21 protein-coding genes and 2 pseudogenes are annotated in these 20537 nt (G+C 67.5%); 11 read left to right on the top strand and 12 right to left on the bottom strand.

Annotated features, from left to right (window positions below; translation table 11 throughout):
* Nucleotides 1-38 precede the first annotated feature (38 nt).
* A complete protein-coding gene (locus ACIRF8_RS08820; protein WP_404212459.1) occupies nt 39-692 on the bottom strand; it encodes a hydrolase in 654 nt (217 codons plus the stop codon).
* A gap of 330 nt (nt 693-1022) precedes the next feature.
* Between ACIRF8_RS08820 and ACIRF8_RS08815 the strand changes: the two genes are divergently transcribed.
* The gene (locus ACIRF8_RS08815) at nt 1023-2441 is read left to right on the top strand and encodes an NAD(P)/FAD-dependent oxidoreductase (RefSeq protein WP_404212457.1); all 1419 of its coding nucleotides are present in this window, start codon (nt 1023-1025) and stop codon (nt 2439-2441) included.
* A 41-nt stretch (nt 2442-2482) separates the two neighbouring features.
* Here ACIRF8_RS08815 and ACIRF8_RS08810 read toward each other — a convergent pair whose 3' ends face one another.
* The 4 genes from ACIRF8_RS08810 to ACIRF8_RS08795 form a co-directional block, all read right to left on the bottom strand.
* Nucleotides 2483-3262, bottom strand: a complete 780-nt coding sequence (locus tag ACIRF8_RS08810; protein WP_404212456.1) for an SDR family oxidoreductase — start codon at nt 3260-3262, stop codon at nt 2483-2485.
* 133 nt (nt 3263-3395) lie between these two features.
* Nucleotides 3396-4238: an SDR family NAD(P)-dependent oxidoreductase gene (locus tag ACIRF8_RS08805; protein WP_404212454.1), complete on the bottom strand. Its 843-nt coding sequence runs from the start codon at nt 4236-4238 to the stop codon at nt 3396-3398.
* A 226-nt stretch (nt 4239-4464) separates the two neighbouring features.
* The gene (locus ACIRF8_RS08800; protein WP_404212452.1) at nt 4465-4590 is read right to left on the bottom strand and encodes a hypothetical protein; all 126 of its coding nucleotides are present in this window, start codon (nt 4588-4590) and stop codon (nt 4465-4467) included.
* A gap of 282 nt (nt 4591-4872) precedes the next feature.
* On the bottom strand, nt 4873-5763 hold the full coding sequence (locus ACIRF8_RS08795) for a helix-turn-helix transcriptional regulator (protein WP_404212450.1): 891 nt from the start codon (nt 5761-5763) through the stop codon (nt 4873-4875).
* Between the two features lie 294 nt (nt 5764-6057).
* Here ACIRF8_RS08795 and ACIRF8_RS08790 point away from each other — a divergent pair, with 294 nt between their 5' ends.
* The 3 genes and pseudogenes from ACIRF8_RS08790 to ACIRF8_RS08780 all read left to right on the top strand — a co-directional run bounded on the left by ACIRF8_RS08790 (nt 6058) and on the right by ACIRF8_RS08780 (nt 8304).
* Nucleotides 6058-6930: a helix-turn-helix transcriptional regulator gene (locus ACIRF8_RS08790; protein ID WP_404212448.1), complete on the top strand. Its 873-nt coding sequence runs from the start codon at nt 6058-6060 to the stop codon at nt 6928-6930.
* 250 nt (nt 6931-7180) lie between these two features.
* Nucleotides 7181-7324: pseudogene (locus ACIRF8_RS08785) on the top strand (transposase); the annotation flags it as partial.
* Between the two features lie 719 nt (nt 7325-8043).
* Nucleotides 8044-8304: a hypothetical protein gene (locus ACIRF8_RS08780; RefSeq protein ID WP_404212446.1), complete on the top strand. Its 261-nt coding sequence runs from the start codon at nt 8044-8046 to the stop codon at nt 8302-8304.
* Nucleotides 8305-8328: 24 nt separating this feature from the next.
* Here ACIRF8_RS08780 and ACIRF8_RS08775 read toward each other — a convergent pair whose 3' ends face one another.
* Both ACIRF8_RS08775 and ACIRF8_RS08770 read right to left on the bottom strand, forming a co-directional pair.
* Nucleotides 8329-8733, bottom strand: a complete 405-nt coding sequence (locus ACIRF8_RS08775) for a hypothetical protein (RefSeq protein ID WP_404212444.1) — start codon at nt 8731-8733, stop codon at nt 8329-8331.
* Between the two features lie 1159 nt (nt 8734-9892).
* Nucleotides 9893-10078 (bottom strand): hypothetical protein, encoded by a 186-nt coding sequence (locus ACIRF8_RS08770; protein ID WP_404212442.1) that lies wholly within the window; start codon nt 10076-10078, stop codon nt 9893-9895.
* Nucleotides 10079-10495: 417 nt separating this feature from the next.
* On the opposite strand from ACIRF8_RS08770, the gene ACIRF8_RS08765 reads away from it, so the two are divergent.
* From ACIRF8_RS08765 to ACIRF8_RS08745, 5 genes and pseudogenes are all read left to right on the top strand, one after another.
* The gene (locus ACIRF8_RS08765) at nt 10496-11725 is read left to right on the top strand and encodes a 2-isopropylmalate synthase (protein WP_404212440.1); all 1230 of its coding nucleotides are present in this window, start codon (nt 10496-10498) and stop codon (nt 11723-11725) included.
* A gap of 17 nt (nt 11726-11742) precedes the next feature.
* The gene (locus ACIRF8_RS08760; RefSeq protein WP_404212438.1) at nt 11743-12405 is read left to right on the top strand and encodes a hypothetical protein; all 663 of its coding nucleotides are present in this window, start codon (nt 11743-11745) and stop codon (nt 12403-12405) included.
* A 529-nt stretch (nt 12406-12934) separates the two neighbouring features.
* Nucleotides 12935-13459 (top strand): hypothetical protein, encoded by a 525-nt coding sequence (locus ACIRF8_RS08755; protein ID WP_404212436.1) that lies wholly within the window; start codon nt 12935-12937, stop codon nt 13457-13459.
* Nucleotides 13460-13524: 65 nt separating this feature from the next.
* Complete coding sequence (locus ACIRF8_RS08750) at nt 13525-13791, top strand: hypothetical protein (protein WP_404212434.1); 267 nt, start codon at nt 13525-13527, stop codon at nt 13789-13791.
* A pseudogene (locus ACIRF8_RS08745) lies at nt 13758-13889 on the top strand (transcriptional regulator); the annotation flags it as partial. The gene ACIRF8_RS08750 and the pseudogene ACIRF8_RS08745, both read left to right, overlap by 34 nt.
* A 44-nt stretch (nt 13890-13933) precedes the next feature.
* Here ACIRF8_RS08745 and ACIRF8_RS08740 read toward each other — a convergent pair.
* From ACIRF8_RS08740 to ACIRF8_RS08730, 3 genes are all read right to left on the bottom strand, one after another.
* Nucleotides 13934-14308, bottom strand: coding sequence for a hypothetical protein (locus ACIRF8_RS08740; protein ID WP_404212432.1), 375 nt, complete (start codon nt 14306-14308; stop codon nt 13934-13936).
* 2 nt (nt 14309-14310) lie between these two features.
* Complete coding sequence (locus tag ACIRF8_RS08735) at nt 14311-14676, bottom strand: hypothetical protein (protein WP_404212430.1); 366 nt, start codon at nt 14674-14676, stop codon at nt 14311-14313.
* A gap of 913 nt (nt 14677-15589) precedes the next feature.
* Nucleotides 15590-16027 (bottom strand): SMI1/KNR4 family protein, encoded by a 438-nt coding sequence (locus tag ACIRF8_RS08730; RefSeq protein WP_404212428.1) that lies wholly within the window; start codon nt 16025-16027, stop codon nt 15590-15592.
* Between the two features lie 498 nt (nt 16028-16525).
* On the opposite strand from ACIRF8_RS08730, the gene ACIRF8_RS08725 reads away from it, so the two are divergent.
* The gene (locus ACIRF8_RS08725) at nt 16526-17170 is read left to right on the top strand and encodes a 3-hydroxyacyl-CoA dehydrogenase family protein (RefSeq protein WP_404212426.1); all 645 of its coding nucleotides are present in this window, start codon (nt 16526-16528) and stop codon (nt 17168-17170) included.
* A gap of 24 nt (nt 17171-17194) precedes the next feature.
* Here ACIRF8_RS08725 and ACIRF8_RS08720 read toward each other — a convergent pair whose 3' ends face one another.
* Nucleotides 17195-18151 carry an AraC family transcriptional regulator gene (locus ACIRF8_RS08720; RefSeq protein ID WP_404212424.1) on the bottom strand — a complete coding sequence of 319 codons (957 nt, stop codon included), beginning with the start codon at nt 18149-18151 and terminating at the stop codon, nt 17195-17197.
* A 122-nt stretch (nt 18152-18273) separates the two neighbouring features.
* Here ACIRF8_RS08720 and ACIRF8_RS08715 point away from each other — a divergent pair, with 122 nt between their 5' ends.
* Nucleotides 18274-19026, top strand: coding sequence for an SDR family NAD(P)-dependent oxidoreductase (locus ACIRF8_RS08715; protein ID WP_404212422.1), 753 nt, complete (start codon nt 18274-18276; stop codon nt 19024-19026).
* A 293-nt stretch (nt 19027-19319) separates the two neighbouring features.
* On the opposite strand, the gene ACIRF8_RS08710 is transcribed toward ACIRF8_RS08715, so the two are convergent.
* The gene (locus ACIRF8_RS08710) at nt 19320-20510 is read right to left on the bottom strand and encodes an IS110 family transposase (protein ID WP_404212420.1); all 1191 of its coding nucleotides are present in this window, start codon (nt 20508-20510) and stop codon (nt 19320-19322) included.
* Nucleotides 20511-20537: the final 27 nt, after the last annotated feature.

Below are 20537 nucleotides of genomic sequence, written 5' to 3'. Positions count from 1 at the left end.
CGGTCGGTACCTCGGGTGAGTCCGAGGCTTGTGCGGGATCAGCCCTTGTTCTGGCCGAGGAGCTGCAGCTCCCAGGCGAGGCTGGTGCCGAAGCTGCCGCCGTGCTCCAGGAGGATCTCGGTCATGCCGGGAACGGTCTCCTCCCGGGCCCAGTCCCGCTGCCATTCGGAGACGACGGTGCCGGAGCAGGTCGGGATGACGCCCGCCTGGATCATGCGCTGGATGCCACGCTCGTGGGCCTCGTTGGTGGTGGCGCCCGAGGCGTCCGTCACGGCGAAGACCCGGTAGCCGTCGGCAAGCGCGTGGATCGCGGGCCAGGCCAGGCAGATGTCCGTCCACAGACCGGCGATGATCAGATCCTTGCGCCCGGTGGCCGCGATGGCGTCGACGACGCGCTGGTCCTCCCAGGTGTTGATCGTCGTACGGTCGATCGGCGTCTGCTCGGGGAAGAGGTCCTGCAACTGGTGGATGATGCGACCGCCGCGGTCCTCGACCACGGTGGTGAGGATGGTGGGGACGTCGAACAGCTTGGCGCCCTTGGCCAGCGCGGTCACGTTGTTGACGACCAGGCCGGCGTCCATGCTCCGCATACCCGCGAACTGGGCTCCCTGGTGGTCGATCAGCAGCAGCACCGACTTCTCCGGGGTGAGAAGCGCGTCGAGGCCGGTGTACGTGATGCCGTTGGCTGCCATGAAATCTCCGATGATCGTCGAGGCCGACGGCCTTGCTCGGCCGCCTTGATCAAGCTCTCACCGGACGTTCCTGCCGCGCATCGGCGACTAGTACGTACACGTTTTTGCGCAGCTATCGGGTTTTGGTACGGACCTGACCGACTACGGGGCCGGTGGCGGCTCCCGGCCCACCGCTGGCGGCGCGAGAGGCGCCGGGCCGCGGGCATCTCCGCAAGTCTCGCCGATGCGACGAACGCCCCGCGCACGGCAGGATCCGGGGAACGTGCCGGCAGGCACAGCCACAGCGCGCCACCGGATGGAGCGCGTACCGGAGTTCGAAGGGAAGTACGGATGACGCGCGTCACTGTGATGGGTGGCTCGATCGCCGGGCTGGCCACGGCATTGTTCCTCGCGCGTGGCGCGCATGAGGTGACGTTGGTGGAGCAGGACGTCATGGGGACGAGCGGGTCTCTGGACGAGGACTTCTTCGGCCGCTCGCGTCCACATGTCCCTCAGGCCGTCCAGCCGCACGCACTGCTCGGACCGGCCCGAGCCGTCCTGAAGGCGAGGACTCCCGACGTCTACGCGGACCTGTTGCGGTTGGGCGCTTGGGAGCAGCACGAGTTCGACTGGTTCACCGAGCATCCTCCCTATCGGCACGGGGACGAGCATCTGGTTCTGGTGCGGCTGCGGCGCATCGTCCTGGAGACAGCGCTCCGGAAGGCGGTGTACGCGCAGAGCAACATCCTGGTCAAGACAGGTGAGGCAGTGCACGGCTTGGTGACCGAGCCGGGCAGGAACGATGTCCCACGGGTGACCGGGCTGCGGCTCCCGGACGGGGAGCTGAAAGCCGATCTGGTCGTCGACGCCGGGGGGCGCCGCTCGCCGGTCACGAACTGGCTGGCCGGAGCAGGTACGCGCACGCCGGAGGCGGAGACCCACCGGGTCGGTCTCGCCTATGCGTGCCGTTGGTACCGCCTCACTTCCCGTAGCCGGGAGCGGCTTCCCCGGGTGCCCTACACCTCCGCGACGCCCCGGGCGTTGAGCATCGCCTTCCCCTCGGACAACGACCTGTTGGGCGTGGCCCTGGTCTGCGCGGTCAAGGACCCCACGCTCCCGGCGTTGCGCGCCCCCCGGGTCTTCGACGAACTGGCCCGTCTCTTCCCTGCCGTCGAAGCCTGGTCCGCCCAGGCCCCGCAGCCTGTGGGGGACGTACACGTCATGGCGGGCCTCGACAATCGCTGGAGCCCCACGGCGGATGGATCGGGGCCCGTCGTCACCGGCCTCGTTCGGGTGGGAGATGCCCTCATCCACACCAACCCGACCCTCACACAGGGGATATCCCTCGCTCTGTGGGCGGCCGAACACGTCGCCGAGACAGCCCACAGGGCGCACCGCCATGAAGAGTTCGCCCGCTCCTATGATCAGTGGACACGGACCGTCCTCAAACCCTGGTTCGACCTACAGGTGTCGGCGGACAAGGACAACGAGACGCGACTCTCCGGCGAGGCGCAAGCCGCCGCGGACGACGAGGCGCGGCGGAGGGCGGCCCGCTTCCCCTGTGCTCTTGAGGATCCGGTCGTCATGCGGGCCTGGGCACAGGCACGCCACATGCTTCGGCCACCTGCCGAGGCGTTCGGTGCCGAGGAGGTGCGCACGCGTATCGAGCGATGGCTGAAGTCCCGCGACGATGCGCCGCAGCCGGCCACGGGACCGTCCCGCAGTACCTGGGAGGCTGTGACCGCCGGACACCCCGGCAAACGTGTGTGAGGGACTGCCCCGGCAGTCCCTCACACGTGTTGGGGCACGAGTCAGACGGTTTGTGCCGTGGGGAGGATGGTGATTTCGGTCAGGTTGACGTGGCGGGGGACGGCGGCCATGAAGGCGACGGTCTCGGCGATGTCGGCGCTTTGGAGGACGTCGATGTCGTGGATGAGGCCGGCCATGAGCTGGGAGGCGTCGGGGTCGGTGACGTGGTCGGGAAGTTCGGTGTCGACCATGCCGGGTTCGATGGTGGCGACGCGGACCATCTTGGGGCCGAGTTCGACACGCAGGAGGCGGGTGAGGTGGCTGATGTAGGCCTTGGTGCCGGAGTAGACGGAGAACTTCTCCAGGATGCGGGTCGCGGCGATGGAGGAGGTGTTGACGAGGTCGGCGGACTTGCCCTGGGCCGCTGCCTGGGTGAGGTGGGGGAGGAAGGCGGCGATGACGTTCATCAACCCGGTGATGTTGAGGTCGATCTGGCGCTGCCAGTCGTCGACCTTGAGTTCTTCGATGCCGGAGATGAGTTGCACGCCGGCGTTGTTGAAGACGAGGTCGGCGTGGCCGTAGGCGGCGGCGACCTGGTCGGCGGCGTTCTGTACCGCGGCGCGGTCGGTGACGTCGACGGCGAGGGCGAGGGCGGTGCCGCCCGCCGCCTCGATGTCCTTGACGACCTGGTCGAGTTTGTCCTTGCGGCGGGCCAGGACGACGACGGTGGCACCGAGGGCGGCGAGGCGTTCGGCGGTGGCGGCGCCGATGCCGCTGGAGGCGCCGGAGATGACGGCGACACGGCCTGACAACGGGGTACCGGTGAGAACAGCGGCAGACATGACGGTTACCTCTTCGAATTCAGTGCTTCTGATGGTCACTTCGGGAAAACGGCGCCCGGCGGGGCGGGGCGAGCGGACACGCCCGGCCGGGCGGCATGGGGGGAGAGGCGCCTCCTGAACGGCACCTCGTCTGTCAGGCGGCGGTGTCGTCGTGGGCGGTGGCGGCGGACTTGTCGCGCCAGGGCTTGAGGTCGTTCTGTACCTGCTGGTACTTGACGTCGAGGCGGTCGAGGGTGTCCTGGCCGAGGTAGAGGTGGGTGGGGAGGGTGTCGGTGTTGGTGACTTCGACGATGAGGGCGGCGCCCTTGACGGGGTCGCCGAGCTGGGCGTGGTTGGCCTGGTCGATCCAGTCGAGGGTGACGTGGGCGGGGGTGTTGTCGTAGGCGGGAATGCGGCGGGCGGCCACCGACAGGGAGCTGGAGTCGAGGAAGTCGGTGCGGAAGACGCCGGGTTCGACGACCATCGACTGGATGTTGAAGGGGGCCATCTCGGCGGAGAGCGCTTCGCTGATGCCGGCGACGGCGAACTTGGAGGCGGAGTAGAGGCTGACGCCGGGTTCGCCTTCGAAGCCGGAGCGGGAGCCGATGTGGACGAGCTTGCCGGAGCCCTGTGCGCGCATGTGGGGCAGGACGGCGCGGGTGACGTTGATGAGGCCGAAGACGTTGAGGTCGAACAGGGAGCGGGCCTCGGCGTCGGTGATTTCCTCGAGAGCGCCGAGCAGGCCGCGGCCGGCGTTGTTGACCAGGACGTCGATGCGTCCGAAGTGGTCGATGGCGGTCTGGACGGCGGTCGGGATGCTGGCGTTGTCGGTGACGTCCAGGGCGACGGGGAGGACGGTGTCGGAGGCCTTGAGGTCGTCGGGGACGCGTTCGGGGTTGCGGACGGCGACCACGACGTTGTTGCCGTCCTTCAGTGCGGCCCGTGCGATTTCCGCGCCGATACCGCGGGAAGCTCCGGTGACAAACCACGTAGCCATGAGAAAGCCTTCTTTCCTTGCGTTCCCCGCCGTGAGCGGGGCTTTTTCCTTACGCACAGAAGTCTGCTCGGGGGCGAGGTCCGTAAGAAGGCCGGGACTTTCCTGGGGATCCCACTCCTAGGAAGAGCGGCGGCAGCGACGTCCACGGACATGACCGAACCCCGGGGCGAAAGCCCCGGGGTTCGGACCGGCTATGGCCGGCAGGTGCTGAACGGGTTGTCAGCGGTCAGTGTGGGATCACTGTGAACGCGGCCAGGACGGCCACGAGGAACAGGGCCAGCGGGCCGAGTGCGATCTTCGTCTCTGTCTCTTCGTCGCCTTCCGGTCCTGTCCGGTCTTCCTGGTCCCACAAGACGGTGTCTCCTTCGAGGCTGAAGGGCGGAAGAGGGACGCGTTGTGCGACGGACGCGAGGAGTGTGGGCCGGGCGGTCGGCGCAGCAGGGGATCTACCGCGCCGACACAGCCATGGCCGCCGGTACAGCCGCCGGTCGGCTCGGCTTTCGCCCCACTCGCTGCGGGTGAGAGGGTCCCTCGAGGCAACTGCGCTCGAACCGCACAGTGCCGCGGCAGACCCTCGCGCAGTGGTGACTCCAGTCTGTTCGGGGCGGCAGGGCCTGGCATCGGTGATGTTCGCCTATGACCCGTGAGGCGTCTGGCCGTCCTCGTGCGGTTGCCGCCGAGGGAGCGCCGGGGCGCTGATGGAGCCGAGCAGGGCCAGCGCGTCGGCCGAAGGGGAGCCGGGTTCCGCCTGCAGGATGATGAGTTGTTGACCCGGGGCGCTGCGAACGTTGAGAGCTTCGTGCCGAAGTTCCAGGTCGCCTACTTCCGAGTGGTGCATCTGCTTGAGCTGGTAGGGGGGCACACGCGTGTACTCCCGCGCCCAGAGCGAACGGAACTCGCCGCTGCGCACCGACAGTTCGCCAACGAGTTCGAGGATGCGTGGATCGTCGGGCGTCTGTGCCGCTGTCTGCTGGAGATCGGCCACGGCGCGGTGCTTGGCCCGCGCGGGATTGCGATAGAAGGCCTTGGCCGCCGGGTCGAGGAACAGCATGCGCAATACGTTGTCCCGTTGGGTGAAGTCGGAGTACAAGGCGTCCGCCAGCCTGTTGGTGGCCAGGATGTCCTGAACGTGACCGATGATGAACGCGGGTGTCCTCGTCCAGCTCTCGATCAGCTGTCGCATGTGGGTACTGGCACGCTCGACCCTGACGGGCGCCTTCATTCGTCGCGATGAGGGCTGGACCATGCGGAAAAGACGTAGCCGGTCCTCGTCGCCGAGTTGCAGAACCCGGGCCACCGCTTCGAGTACGCGGTGCGAGGGGTTCAGCTCACGGCCCTGTTCCAGTTGCATGTAATAGCTGGCACTGACGCCGGCGAGGGCGGCGACCTCGTCGCGCCGGAGCCCCGGCACCCGTCGGCGTCCGGTACTGGGCAGTCCCACGGCGGCGGGGCTGAGAAGTTCCCGTCGGGAGCGCAGAAACCGGCCCAGTCCTTCCACCGCGTCAGGGTGCTTGTCATCGTTCATGCCATCGAGGCTAGAGGGAAGCGCCTCCGAAAGGGACCGTCGATTGTGGGTGCATCACACCCAGGATCAAAGGCTCCGAAGATGTTCCGAAGAGCTCAGATCGAGCCACGGGGCCGCCGATCGCCTAGGCGACAGAGGGGCTTTACAGGCGGGATGTGACCCACGCCACTGCTATGACCTGCGGATATCCCGGCACACAAGACATTCTGCTGCATTGAGTGAAACAAGTGTCACCCCGCGTGACCTTACATTGCTGGCACTCGAAACCAGCCACATTCGGTCTAACCTTGGCGCATGAGCAATGGGACGCCTTTGGGCGAATTTCTCAGAGCCCGCCGCGAGGCACTGAAGCCGCACGACGTCGGCTTGCCCGAACACGGCCGGCGCCGAGTTCCGGGGTTGCGCAGGGAGGAAGTCGCACTCCTGGCCGGGGTGAGCTCCGACTACTACATCAGGTTGGAGCAGGGCCGGGAATGCAGCCCTTCCCCGCAGGTCCTGGAAGCGGTGGCGCAAGCGCTGAAGCTCAACGCGGAAGCGACCGACCACCTCAACCGATTGTGTCTTGCCACCTCGCAGCGTCCTCGCGACTACGGTCACGGCGAGGTGAGCAGTCAGCTTTTGCAGCTGATGGACGGGTGGGAGCACACACCTGCGTTTGTCCTGGGTCCCGCCCTGGACGTCCTCGCAGGCAACTCGCTTGCCACGGCACTGCATGGCGGTTTCGAGCAGTTCGACAACCTGGCCCGCATGGTGTTCGTCGATCCGGCGGGGCGCGAGTTCTACCAGGAGTGGGAGCGCGCGGCGCACTCCTGTGTCGCCGAGATCAGGGCCGCCTACGGGTTCGACCCGGACTCGGCCCGCATCGCGGAGGTCGTCGAAGAACTCAGCGCGGAAAGCGAGGAGTTCGCCGATCTCTGGCAGTTGCATGAGGTCAAGAGCAAGTCGCAGGAGGGCAAGCATCTGAGACATCCGGAGGTGGGGGACTTGCACATCGCGTTCGCCGCCTTCACTGTCAACGGTGCTCCGCATCAGCAGCTTGTGGTGTACCAGGCCGAGCCGGCCAGCCCGACGGCAGCCGCTTTCGAGGCGCTGCGTGCGAGGGCCACCGCGCCGAAACAGGCGCAGAGCGTCACTTCGCTTCCGGCGGCGATGGCGAACGGTTCCTGACGGAGGGGGCGGCCGTCTCGCCGTGATGCGTACGCGAGGACGCGACCTCTCCCGTCGAGGACGGGCTCGATCTGCCCGGTGCGTTCATTGCCCACCAGGGTGGACGGAACGAATGCCGACCGGCGCGGCGGGAAGGTGGACGGGCACTCCGCCTTCCCGCATCGCATGACGCCACCGGTCCGACGGGCTTCATCGTGCGCAGGTCAGTGGGGGCTCGCCTGACGACCCGGGATCATGACGCCGCAGGCGACGGGCTGCGCTGAGAGGCATTGTCTACGTGCTGTGAATGAGCGTGAGCTGGCGGGACGTGCCCGCTGAACAGGTCGGCTGCGGTGGCGTGACGGCCTGGCGGCGCCTGCGGGACTGGACCGAGGCCGGCGTCTGGCCGCAGCTACCCAGTAGGCCATCGCCCATTTCGCGGCCCGGGAGTCGGCCGGTGGGTGAAAGGCCAGCCCCAGCTCCTCCAGCACCTGGGCGAAGAGCTCGGGTGCTTCGGGCTCCTCGCTGCGAAGGAGTCCCGCCAGCATGGCGAGTGATGGGCTCTCAACGCCGGCGATCAGAGCATCCAGCCCGATCTGAATGAGGCGGTCGGACCCGACGTACCTGCCGAATGCACTCTCGCGCGCAAGGCGGCTGAGCAGCTTGAGTGCCTCGGCGTGCGTCATCTGAGCCTTCTTCGTCGCTGCCTTGGGACGGCAGCCTCGCATCCTCGTCGCATCAGCGCCAACAAATTCATGTGTGCTGCCTCTCGGGGTGGATGACCTGGGAAGACGCTGACTGACAGTGCGGGAAACGGCGGCTTGCTCCTACCGTTGCAGAGTGGAGGCGGCGCGCCATGGTGTCTTTGCCGGAGGAACTGCAAGCGAGAGAGGCCGCGGCTCGGCAGAAGGTCGAGAAACTCCAAATCGAGGCAGCAGAGTCGGCCATCCGGCTGGAGAAGGCGCGGGAGGATCTGTCACGGCTGGAGATCACGCGGGATACCGTCGCGAAGGTGCTGGCGGAGCTGTCGGCCGCGGACACTGCGGCTGAGCCGGACACTCCGGAGTCGAACGAGACGTCGGCGCCTCATCGCACCGGAGTGATGATGGTGCCGCCGCGGCGCGAGGGCTGGCCGTGGCGGTGCTGCCGGATGTCTACCGGGACATCGTGGAGATCATCGCTGATGCGCCGGGACCGGTGCAGGCCAAACAGATCGTGCCACGGATCGGGTTGCCGACGACGACCGGGAAGATCGACGGCACCCGGGGAAAGCTGAAGCGTCTGGTCGAGCGCGGCTGGCTGGACGAGGACGCGCCGGGACAGTTCACCCTCGCCCGACAAGGTCCGGGACACGACCGCACCAACTTCCGGTCACCAAGGGGCTCTTCTCCGTAGATCCGAAGGTGCCAACCAAACGAATCACTCCCGAAGAAGAGCCCACGATCCGAGCACCTCGTCGGCCGGATAACAGGTGACCTGGCCCGGCGACCTGAGCACGCACCGAGTGACCCTCACCGTCCCGACCAGGGTCGTCGGTTCACGGTGATGTCCGCGCTGCAACCGGGTGCGCCCGCCGGTCAGTGCCCCACGCGCACACGGATCCAGTGCGGCCAGCTCCGCCTCCTCACGGCGGGCCCGCGGATCGAGATGAGCCTGCAGCAATAGCCGGGCCAGCTCCCGGCCCCGCTCCGCGGCCACCTCCTCTACATCCTGACGCGGCAGGTCCAGCACGGCGGGGCCGGAAGGATCGGAGATCAGCTGAGTGAAGAAAGAAACCGCACGGGCAAACGGGTCAGCCAGCGCGGCCTGCTCGTAGTCTTCCATCGGGCTCTCGTTCCAGGGCATCGAATGGTTTCGTCACCCTCGACGCTAGGCGCGAGAGCCCTCTCTCTCACCGGCGCGCGGCGACACCACGGAATCGTTGCCCCGCTCAGGCGCACGCCCCTGCGGAGGCGTATCCCGAGAAGCGAACAGGCGCCCGGCGACATCTCCGCGCTCCAGCCCCACCCACTCAGCCGCGTCAGCTTCGACCGGAACCCCTCTACCTTGCTCTTGCCCGTCGACAGCCCCCATGCGGAACACAACTGATGCGCTCGCATCGGATCCACCGCATCCGCGAGCACCTCCACGATGTCCACATAACCAGGCGGCAGTACATCCACCCCCAACTGGTCCGACCGCGACGGCACCAGACGCACTCCCACCGGAGAACCGACCTCGAACCGGTCAGCCTCCACAGCGGGCGTCCGGGCCTCGCCCTCCGGCACAGTCCCCGCGTCCGGGCCGAGGACCGGATCGTCCCCGGACAGGATCTCGCTCATCGTCTCCCGGGTGATCTCCAGCCTGGACACCACGGCTTCCCGCTCGGCCAGATGGCCCGACAACTCTTCGATCTGACACAGCAGTTCCGAGATCTACTCCCGAGCGCGCCCCCCTCCCGCCGCTCCAACCCCTCCAGCCAGGACACCATCGCCGCCCCCAAGAACCTGAGCCCTGGACACGACGATCCGGCACATCACCGCGATGAGCACCGACCCCGTTCGAAAGGGCTCACTGGAGGAGAGCTACGCCCGTCGGCCACAGGCGTGTCCCAGATCGACGCCATGCGGGATTTCCAGCAGGCCGACAGTGATGGTGATGGTTTCCTCACCCGTGAGGAGTGCACCCGGCACCTCCAGAACGCGTACACCGGCTGACATCCTGTACGAAGCCGCCTGCAACGGCAGAGACTGCCGTCGCGGGTACCAGCAGAGCGGCGGCCAGGGCCACGGCCAGCCAGATCTTGTGATCGGGACCGAACAACGCCGCAGCCTGCAGTGGTGGTCACCCCCCCCTGCAAGTAGCGCCGCAGCAGGGGAGTTTCCGGCGGTGAGGGCCCTGGTGCGCTGCCGGGAGCCATGTGCTGGCCCGTCAGCGGCGCCAGACGTCCGCCTTGCGCTGCTCGACCCCGATCTGCCGTCGGCCGCACCCGGTTGATGCAATGTTACGAGCGGGCGGGGGTCAGCCGGACGTATGTGCCGTTGGTGAGTACCGTGTTGGGGCCGGGGCCGGGCTCGTACGTCATCTTGTAGCGCACGCCGTTGACCGTGATCGTGTCGCGCCCCGACAGCAGGGCCTCGTTCATCTGGTTCCGCAGGTTCTGGTCGACGGGAATCTGTTTCCCGTCCACGACGAGAACCTGTGGTTGCGGGGCAGGTGGGTCGGCCGCCTGAGCGAGTCCGGTGGACATCCACATCGTTGCGGCCGTCAGGACGGCGACTGCTACACGCTTCGAAGTACACATGTTCTGCCAACGTCCTACCTGCCGCACAGGTCACTCCCGGTCTGCTGAATATCAGCCTGCCGACCAGCCACCTACGGCGATAGGGCCCGGAGGCCGCTGGTGTCTTCGTGGCCGGCGCGCTGGCAGAGCCAGTTGCGTCGCTTCGGTCAAATGCACCGAAGGCGCGCAGAGGGGACGTGTCCCGTGGCCGCCTGTCACCCGTAGGAGTGGCAGGCGGTCGGCTGTGCCGCGCGCGCTGCTTTGGCGGGGGGATCGTTTCTCCGACAAGTGCCCGGTGCGGGCAGGGGAGAGGATGAGGGGGCTGTGGCTGTGGATGCGGTGCGGGAGTCGGCGCGGGCGGGGCGCGTGGTGGTGTGGGAGGAGTCCGCACGCGACGGTGCCCAGGCGAAGACGCTCATGAGCGCGGATTTCCGGGTCCGTCTGGCGCGGGAGCAGGGGCGGATCTTCGGTGCGGACGGGCCGCGGCATGTGGTGTTCGCGGCCGGATTCCCTGCGGTGTGTGCCGAGGAGTTCGAGGCGGTGCGCCAGGTCGCCGTGGAGGCCGAGGGCGCGGTGAGCGTCGCGGCGGTGTGCCGGGGCACAACGGAGGACGTCCATCAGGCGGTGGCGTCGGTGCGGGGCAGTGCACAGGCCCGGGTGATGGTCATCGTGCCCGCTTCGGAGGCGATGGCCGCGGTCATGACCCATCGCACCGCCCGTGAAGCGCTGGAGCGGGGAGTCGAGCTCGTCAAGGAGGCCCGGGGTCTGGACGACCGGGTGGCGGTGGATATGTGTCTTGCCGACGCCTCCCGCGCCGATCACGCGCTGATGGCCGCCTACGCGGGCGCGGTGACCGAAGCCGGGGCCGGCACGGTGATCCTCGCCGACTCCGTCGGGCACCAGACGCCCGAGCAGACGTGTGCCCTGTTCACGCAGGTGGCAGCCGGTGCCGGGCAGAATGTGGTCCTGGCCTCCCACGCGCACAACGACCTGGGCCTGGGGCTGGCCAACACCCTGCAGGCGCTGCGGGCCGGAGTCCGGGTCGTCTCCAGTTCCTGGCTGGGCATGGCCGAGCGCAGCGGTCTGGTGGCCACCGAACAGTTGCTGTTCCTGCTGGCTCATCGCACCGCGGACATCCTCGGCGAGGGCAGCGAACCGTGGTGGAGTACCCCGGAGCTGACACGGCTGCCGGGTATCGCCCGGATGGTCTCGTCCGAGACCGGGGTGCCGCTGACGGTGACGACCCCCGTCGTCGGCACCGGGGTGGGCTCGATCTCCACCGGGACCCCGTTCGTGCACCCCGCGCTCTTCCAGCCCTACGACCCGCAGGCGCTGCTGGGAATTGAAGCGCGTGTGGTGCTCACCCACCTGGCGAGCGCCCGTGTCGTCACCGCGGTGGCCGCCCGGCTGGGCCACACGCTGACCCGGGAACAGGCACAGGCCGCGATGGGCTGGGTGAAGAGGCAGGCGTACCGCTCGGGCCGGGCCGTCGTCGACGACCAGCACTTCGCGGGCTACCTGGACGGCCTGTGCGACACCGCGGGTGGCCGGTGATGCCGGGCGCGGGCACCGTGGATGCCGCAGCCGCGCGCGCGTGGCTGCGGCAGGGCGCGGCCGTGGTCCTGCCCAACCCGGAACCCCTGACCTACACCGTGGCGGCGACCCGTCCCGACGCGGTGAACACGGCCAAGGGACGACCGGCCCGGCAGGCCGTCGCCTTGTGGGCCCACGACCGGGACATCCTCACCGCGCTCGAGGGTGTCCTCACGCTGGACACCGCCCGGTTTGCGGTGGCCCGCAGGCTCCTGGTGGAGGAACGCGTCACCCTCCTCGTCCCGCTCCGTGCGGACGTGTCCGTTCCCGCCTGGCTGGCGCCGGCGGCCAAGGACGGCTGGGCCCTGCTGTTCGGCGCCCGGTGGGCGCCGCTGCTGCCCGTCCTGGCCGACTTCTCCACCCTGTACGTCAGCAGCGCCAACCGCACCGGACGCCCGCCCGCGGCCACCGCCACCGACGCCCTTGCGATGTTCTCCCCCCACACCCCGGTCCTGGACAGCATGTCGCTCGCCGGCGCCGGACCTGATCCCCTCCAGGCCAGCCCCGGTCCCCGCAGCGCCACGACCACCCTGCGCCTGCACAGCGACGGCTTGATCGACCTCCACCGCAGCGGCGCACAGGACCGGGCCTACACAGACACGGAGGAGTACCTGAGCCAGATCCGCTCCACATACCGGTGAGCGCCGCGAACTGCCCCTGCCGGCTTCACGCAGCGGGAGGCGAACCGCGCCTGTGCAGTCATCGATCCGGACCCGGTTCCCTGTCCGCTTCAGCGACGCCCTGTATACGAGGACGGCGTAGGGGGCGGGACGGGCAGGCCCGGCATGTGGATCACATGACCTCCCACGGTTCGGTCCTGTGTCCGCTCCTCGCGGGCCTCTCTGTCCCGGGTCGTTCGGAAAGCGGGGCCGGCAGGCCGCCAGGAGCAGGCCAAGCGGCAGCCGGCGGCAAGCGGATCGGGGACGGTGACGGGCTCCCCTGCGCACCGGCCGCGCCGTATGCGCGGTGTCTTCGGAGGCCGTTCCTCTGGTTCCCTTACGGTGCTTGCCGTAAAAAGCCCGGCACGGCACGTAATAGATCTGTGAGACTCGGTCCATTGCTCCACAGACAGACCATATGTCTGGGCAGCGCACCACGGGACGCGTCCTGCTGACGACGCCCCAGGGCAGGCATCTGTTACGTGGGGGCGCTGAGGTGCTTCATGGCTCGATGGGGTTCCTGGGCGTGGCGGGCACGGTTCTGGATCTGGTCGACCTGGTGTCGAAGCTGACGGGAGGCGGCACGGGTCGGGCATCGACATTGAGGACCTGCTTGGCACATCACGGGGAGATGTTGGAGCAGCTCCTCGCCGGCCAGGGCGAGATGCTCGAAGGCTTGGAATGGGTGTCCGGGCAGGTCGGCGGTGTGTCCGACCAGGTAGGCGAGATCGGCGAGCTCATCAAGCAGATCGAAACCTTCACCGGTGAGCAGCAGGCCGCTCTGAGGCAGCGACTCGGGGACATGATGGCCGAGCAGCAGAGGCTGGCGGCGCAGATCAACGCCAACATCGCGAAGGTGTCCCGCCAGGTGGAGGGCGTGTGGTCGGACATGAACTCCTGGTTCGCCACGACGTTGGGGAACGCGGACAACGGTCGCAGGACATGGCGGACGTCAAGGCGCAGCCGGCGCGGATCGAGGCTTTGCTACAGGACGTGCTGGCGGAGCTGTACGACCGGGTGGACTGGGGTGCGGTGATCGCCTCGGTGTCGGAGCACGAGTGCCGGGTGGCATAGGGGGTGGCGGGGGCGCTGGAGGTACCGGTGAAGGTGGTCGGCGACGGAAGCGGGTCGGGGGGTGTGCGCGGCGCGCAGGTGGCGGTCGACACGACGACCGCGTTGGAGAGCTGGGCACAGGCGACGTGTGACGAGAGGGTCGGACTGCCGTTCTCGCTGTACGTGATGCACCGGGTGATGATCGGGGATACGTTGCTGGGCAAGCCGCTGATGGGTGTGTTCTGCCGACTTGCGGCTCGCAAGCAGGAACTGACGGCCAGCGTCGCGGCATGCTGGCCCGCCTGCACTACCTGACCCGCAGCGAGCGGGCGAAGGCGGCCGCCCGCGCGGCCGGGCTCACCGTCACCGACCGCACCCTGAAGCGCTGGGCCGAGGGCAAGGCCACGCCCTCGGCGAATTTGCCGCCTGAAGCACCCAGTTCAGCTCCGCTCGCAGGTCAGGGACCCTCCAAGAGGGCGAGGCTGCGGCGGGTGAGGACGAGGGCCCGCCACCGCTCTCGCACGGTCTGTTCCTCGGCAAGCCAGTTCGCCCCCGGCTGAGGGCGGGGCGCGAGCGGGCGGCCATCCATGAAGTGGACGAGGTCGACGCAGTGGACATGGTCACCGGTGCCACTGAGCTGCTCGAGGCGTTCCAGGTCGGCGGTGATCCGGTCGTGGTCGGCGAGGACGGTGTGGTGGAAGGCGAGGGCGAGTTCGAGTACCGGGCGCACGGAGTGGAGGCCGGCGTTGGACACTTCGGTGCGCAGCAACCGGCCGCGGTCCTCGACGTCCGTAGCGAGTCCGGCGTCCCGGACCAGGGCGGCGACCTGCACGGTCAGCGCGGTGGCGCGCAGGCTGCGGCCGTGCAGCAGGTGGCGGACGAGATCGATCTCGCCATCGGCGCGGGCGGGGCCGGTAAGGCGAGGGCGAAGGCGCGCACCGCCTGGTTGTGCACGGCTTCTCCCGTGTGGCCGTGCTGTTCGGCCTCGGTGCGTCCGGCGAGGTAGGCGGCGGCCGCGCGGTCCATGTCGCCCTGGGGCCAGTACACATCTCCCAGGTCACGGTGCTGGCGTCCCTCCCAGCCCAACACCTGCGCCGCGGTGTGGGCGGTGCGGAAGTCTCCGGCGAGGCGGGCGAGGTGGACCAGGCCGCGCCGGGCGGCGGGGGCGAGCCGGCCGCCGCGGTCGGCGACGTACTGCATACCCTCGCGGGACTGGGCGCTGCGGCCGAGGTCACGCTGGGCCTTGGCCCGTGTCGGCGTACTCCTCTGAGTGCTCCGCCAAGTACAGACAAACGTGCACCGTTTGGTGGTGGGCGTGATTGGCCCGGATCAGGCCGTGCAAGTGGTGGGGCCAGATCGCTAACGGGTTCCTGAGAAATTGGCGCCGCAGTCGAAGACGCTATGGCGAAAGTCGACCGAGGACGGCACCCCCAAAAGGACATACCGAATCTCCAAAAACAGGGGTCCATCTATAGTCAGGTGAACTAAGTACCCGTCGTTGAGGTGAATGATATTGTCGCGTACTTTGCCGAAGGAAGTATTTCTGGAGGAGGCGAAAAGAGGCCCGGCCATCCATAGCTCGCTTGATCGTCTCAAAGGTGACGTGGAATCTGTCCGGGGTGATCATGTCTCCCCGGTGCAACCATGGACTTAAGAGATGGCTTGAGCGGCACGACAGCGCTGACGGAGGAGGGTCCGGTGCTGGGCCGCCGACATGAGCAGGCGGCAGTGTGGCTGTAGATCTGGACTGATCTCGGTGGGGCGTCGAGGACTATTGACGCCTGCGGACTGGCCGAGTAAGTGGTGATGTGCGCGCGGGAGGATGTCGATCCGGTCGCCGCGAACCGCGCAAGCCGAAGCGGGACTTCCGACGGGCAGAGAGCCCGGCAAGCTTTTCGCCACTGACATGACAGAGCTGGGCCGCCCGCACCGTCTCACTGCTGGTATGCAGAGGACTCGGATCCAGCTTAGTCGTGGTGCTCACCATTGTTCTGGCTGTTCCCGCAGTGGACCTGGCGGAGCATGAGAGGGATGGAGAGCCGACGGAAGTCACCGATCACAGAGCGGTGACTTCCGTCGGCAAGGTATCCATCCGACGCAGCAGTAGGAGCGGTCAGTCTCGGTACCAATCCTCACCGTCACTGCCCAGTGCACTTCGCAGGTAGTTTTCGAGTGACGCGGCGACCCACGTGCGACTGTCTGTCTCGTGGTCCCACACGAAGATTTCGTCGTCGCGAGCCGTCTGGCGGACGAAGGCGAATTGGTCTCCGCCGCCGTTGTCTCCGAAGAACATGAGCGCATCGAAAGACTGATAGAGGTCGCGGAACTGTGCGTTCTGCCGGAAGCTTTCGTTCTCGCTCAGGATTTTCTCGGCCCTCCATACGACATCCGTCCCGTAGTCGTCGGTGATACCGTCGGTCTCGAGGAGGAGTTCGCGCAACGCGTGCGGGATGGCCTGCCCCAGTCCACGCTCGGCTGCGGCCAGTGAAGCCTCATCGGCGGGGCCCTGAAGGTCTGCGCCAGGGTATTCCGAGGCGAGTTCGCGCCACATGTTATTTTCGCTCCGCTCTTCGGTTCATTACCTGATTCTGGGACTGAACCAGTTTCCGAGCCTATCATCCACGTGCGTGACGTGATCGAGGACCTCTTGCCTGGTCGGGTTGGGGTGCGCTCGGTAGAACTCGTTCCATTCCACGCGGATTTTCGCTGAGATGGACCTTGCTGTTTATGTCGCCCTTGGGGATTCCTCGGAGATTTTCAAGGGAGTGGATTTCGTCCGGTGAGAAGAGGCCAGGGTAGCGTTTGAGGACTTGTTGTTCGATGGCGTGGTGGACGACGACCTTGCCCTTGAGTTCTGGGTGTTCTGCGAAGAAGGTCCGCTTGTATTTGTGGTCGGGGGTGCTACCGACCGATGCTTCTTCGCGGGTGGGTATGTCCTTGCCGAGGGGGGCCTTGTTGTCGACCCGGAAACAGCGCGCTACCTGACGCCGGATCCCCTAGGCCTGGCCGCCGCACCCAATCCCGTAACCAACGTCCACAGCCCGCACCTGTGGAGGGACCCCTTCGGGCTCACCCCCTGCCAAGACGCGGCGAAGAATGCCAGGACCTCAAGCGCACCCTGTTCGCCGATCTGGACCGGATCGCCCCCACCGACATCATCCTGGCCAGCAACTCCTCCTCCTACGCCTCCCGCCTGTTCGTCGACCGGGTGGAGCACAAGGAGCGGGTGCTGAACATGCACTTCTACATGCCGCCGGCGCAGAACGCGGTCGACCTGATGAGCGACGGCGCCACCGACCCCGCCATCATCGAGCGGCTCAAGGCCGAGCTGCCGCGCTACGGAGTGCACCCCTTCGAGGCCCGCCGGGAAAGCACCGGCTTCATCTTCAACCGGGTCTGGGCCGCGATCAAGCGCGAGGCACTGTCGGTCGTGGCCGAAGGGGTGACCACGCCGGAGGATTTCGACGCGATGTTCCAGGTGAACACCGGCGCAAAGGTCGGGGTGTTCCGGATGATGGACCAGGTCGGCCTGGACGTCGTCCTCGACATCGAAAACCACTACGCCGCGGAGAATCCGCACCTGCCCGAGGGGCCCCGCCGACTGCTGCACGAGTACGTCGACACCGGCCGCCTCGGCGTGAAGACCGGCCGCGGCTTCTACGACGACTACGCCACCGCAGCCAGCGACGCATGACGCACCGCGCGCGACGCCTTTCGGTCACCCGTGCGCTTGTGCGACCTTCGGGTCGTCGGCCCCACTGCTACTGATCCGGAATTGTCTGGGTGAGGAGCCGACCACGCGACGGAATGCGGTGCTGAACGCGCTCTCGGATTTGTAGCCGATCATGAATGCGAGTTCGGAGATCGTGCGCGTGCCGTGGCTCAGGGCGTCGCGGGCGAGGCTCATTCTCCACTGGATCAGATAGTCCAGCGGGGTGGTTCCGACCCGGCTCTTGAAGGATGAGGCGAACGCGGAACGTGACATGTGGCTGATACCGGCAAGCTCTTTGAGTGTCCAGGGGTGCGCCGCGTCGGTGTGCATGGCGCGAAGGGCTGCACCGATACCGTCGTCGTTGAGTGCTCCCAGCCAGCCGGTGGGCTGATCGGCCTGTTCGGCGTGGGCGCGCAGCATGTGGACGAACAGGACCTGTGCGAGGTGGTTCAGGACGAGAGAGCTGCCGGCGGCCGCGGTCCTGGTCTCGGAGACCAGGAGCTCGCTGAGGTGTGCCAGGAGCTTGCCGCGGGGGTCTTCGGCACGGACAAGCACGAGCAGCGGTAGGACTTGGGTCAGGGCTGGGGTGCTCGTGTCCTCGAACGAGAAGTGCCCGCCGCAGAGGTATGTGTCTTCCTCGGCCTCCGGGCCGATGCGTACGACACCGTCCCTGGCGCTCTCCCACACCGGCTTTGCGGGACGCGATGGTGCGCTGAGTGTGCTGGCCAGGACGTAGGGCGGGGGGTTGCCCAGCAGGTAGAAGTCGCCCTCTTCCAGCAGTACGGGCTTGTGCCCGTCAAGGGTCAGCCAGCACGTGCCGCGCGCGACGACACCAAGCTTGACATGTGAGGGCTGGTCGAAGCGCAGGGCCCACGGTCCTGCCGCATGGAGACCGGGGTCGATCACGGTGCGAGGGCGCAGAAGACCGATGGCGTCGGTGATCGGATCGCTGGAGCCGAGCACGCCCACCCCCTTCCTGGACGATACATAAAGAAATAAGGACTACACATGATGCACCGTACCGGGGTGTTCCTGAAGTATGGCTGTCGAAGCAGGTCAGCACAGAGGGCTATGGAGGCACTCGCATGGGACAGCTTGAGGGCAGGACGGCTGTGATCACCGGCGGCAGCACCGGAATCGGTCTGGCCACCGCCGCACGTCTGGCAGACGAGGGCGCGCACGTGTTCATCACAGGTCGGCGCAAGACCGAGTTGGACGCCGCCATCGAGACCATCGGAGCATCGAGGGCCACCGCGGTGGCGGGCGACATCTCCAAGGCAGCCGACCTGGACCGGCTCTACGACGCGGTCCGCGCCCGGGGGCAGGGACTGGATGTGCTCGTCGCGAACGCGGCGGTCGGTGCGTTCGTCACGCTGGAGCAGACCACCGAAGACCACTTCGACCAGACCTTCGGAGTCAATGTCCGGGGCACTGTGTTCACCGTGCAGAAGGCGCTCCCGCTGCTCAATGACGGCGCCTCGGTCATCCTGACCTCCTCCACAGCCGCCGACAACGGCATGGAGGCGTTCGGTGCGTACGCGGCGTCCAAGGCCGCCGTTCGGTCATTCGCGCGGACATGGTCCAACGAACTCAGGGGCCGGGGCATCAGGGTCAACGCGGTGTCGCCGGGCGGGGTCGAGACTCCCGGACTCGCCAATATTCTCGGCGGCGAGGAGACACTGTCCGCAGTCAAGGAGAATGTCGCCGCGACCGTGGCCAAGGGCCGTATAGGGCGTCCCGAGGAGGTTGCCGCCGCCGTGGCGTTCCTCGCTTCCGAACAGAGCAGCTACATCGTCGGCGCGAACATCTACGTCGACGGCGGGCAGAACCAGATCTGAGAGCTTGCTGATTCTTGCTGATCAGTGAGAAACGCCAAGCCTCTGAGCTGCTTCTTCTTCGTTCTTCACACTCTTGACGCGCGGCGGCGGGGCCTCGCGCGGGGCGGTCCGACTCGCATATGGAAGTTGGCGTCCCGGTCATGGTGTCTGACCTGGTGTCGCCTTGTCAGCTCGACCATGTTCGATTCGCGCCGGTTCGAGCCCCCGTGCTTCCCACGTGACGAGATTCGCACACCCTGTTGACCCGTCGCAGCGAAGGTTGAGTGCTTCTCATCGATTCCTAATGCTGTTTGTCAAGCCGCGAGGGCGGTAGGCGGTGTGAGCTCGTAGCGCCGGCCGTCGCGCAGGAGGGCCCAGAGGACGTTGACGCGGCGGCGAGCGAGGGCGAGGACGGCTTGGGTATGGCGCTTGCCCTCGGCTCGTTTGCGATCGTAGAAGCGGCGGGATTCGGCGCAGTGGCGGATGCTGAATAACGCCGAGGTGTAGAAGACCCGTTGGAGTCGGCGGTTGTATCGCTGCGGGCGCCGCAGGTTCCCGCTGATCTTGCCCGAGTCGCGGGGGACCGGCGCGACGCCGCCGAAGCCGGCGAGGCGGTCCGGAGTGCCGAAGACGCCCATGTCGCCGCCGGTGGCGGCCAGGAACTCGGCTCCGAGGATGACGCCCAGGCCAGGCATGCTGGTGATCACGTCGAAGGCATGGTGGTCGCGAAATCGGGCCTCGATGGCCTTGTCGAGCTCGGCGACTTGCTGGTTGAGGGCCATCACCTCCTTCGCCATTGTGTGCACCAGCTCAGCGGTCAGCTTCTCCCCGGGCAGGCTGGTGTGCTGGCGCTCTGCGGCCTGGACGGCGGTCTCGGCGAGCTGGTCGGCACTGCGGACCTTGCGGTTGCGCAGCCAGGTTTCCAGCCGCTTGGTGCCGATCCGGCGGATGGCGGCCGGGGTCTGGTAGCCCGTCAGTAGGGTGAGCGGGCCGGTGTTGGTGAGGTCCAGCGTGCGCTCCAGGCCGGGGAAGATGCCGGTGAGCTGGGCGCGGAGCCGGTTGACGGTGCGGGTGCGGTCGGCGACCAGGTCCATGCGCCGACCGGTGAGGATCTTGAGATCGGTCACCGTCTCGTCGCCGGTGCGTAAGGGGTGCAGATCGTGGCGGACGCGGACCTGGTCGGCGATGACAGCGGCGTCCTTGGCGTCGGTCTTGCCTTCGCCGCGGTAGCTCTCGGAGGCGCGGTGGATGGCCCGGCCGGAGATGTAGTGCACCGGCTGGTCATGGTTGAGGAGGATCACGATGGCCAGGGCGGCTCCGCCGTCGGCCAGGTCGATGCCCCAGGTCACCTCGTCGCCCAGGACGAGGACGTCTGCGAGGAGTTCGAGCAGTTCGGTCTCGTCGTTGGCGACGCGTCGCGACAGCAGCCGGCGGCCGCTCTCGTCGATCGCGACGCAGTGGTGATGGGTCTTGCCTGCGTCGATGCCGGCCCAGATCGCGGCCATGTGGTGCCTCCGTACGGTGTGCTGCTG

The sequence above is a fragment of the Streptomyces sp. NPDC102406 genome (assembly GCF_044765725.1).
Classification (GTDB): domain Bacteria; phylum Actinomycetota; class Actinomycetes; order Streptomycetales; family Streptomycetaceae; genus Streptomyces.
The sequence above is the reverse complement of the archived record's forward strand: the minus strand, read 5'-3'. Positions and strand labels throughout refer to the sequence as shown.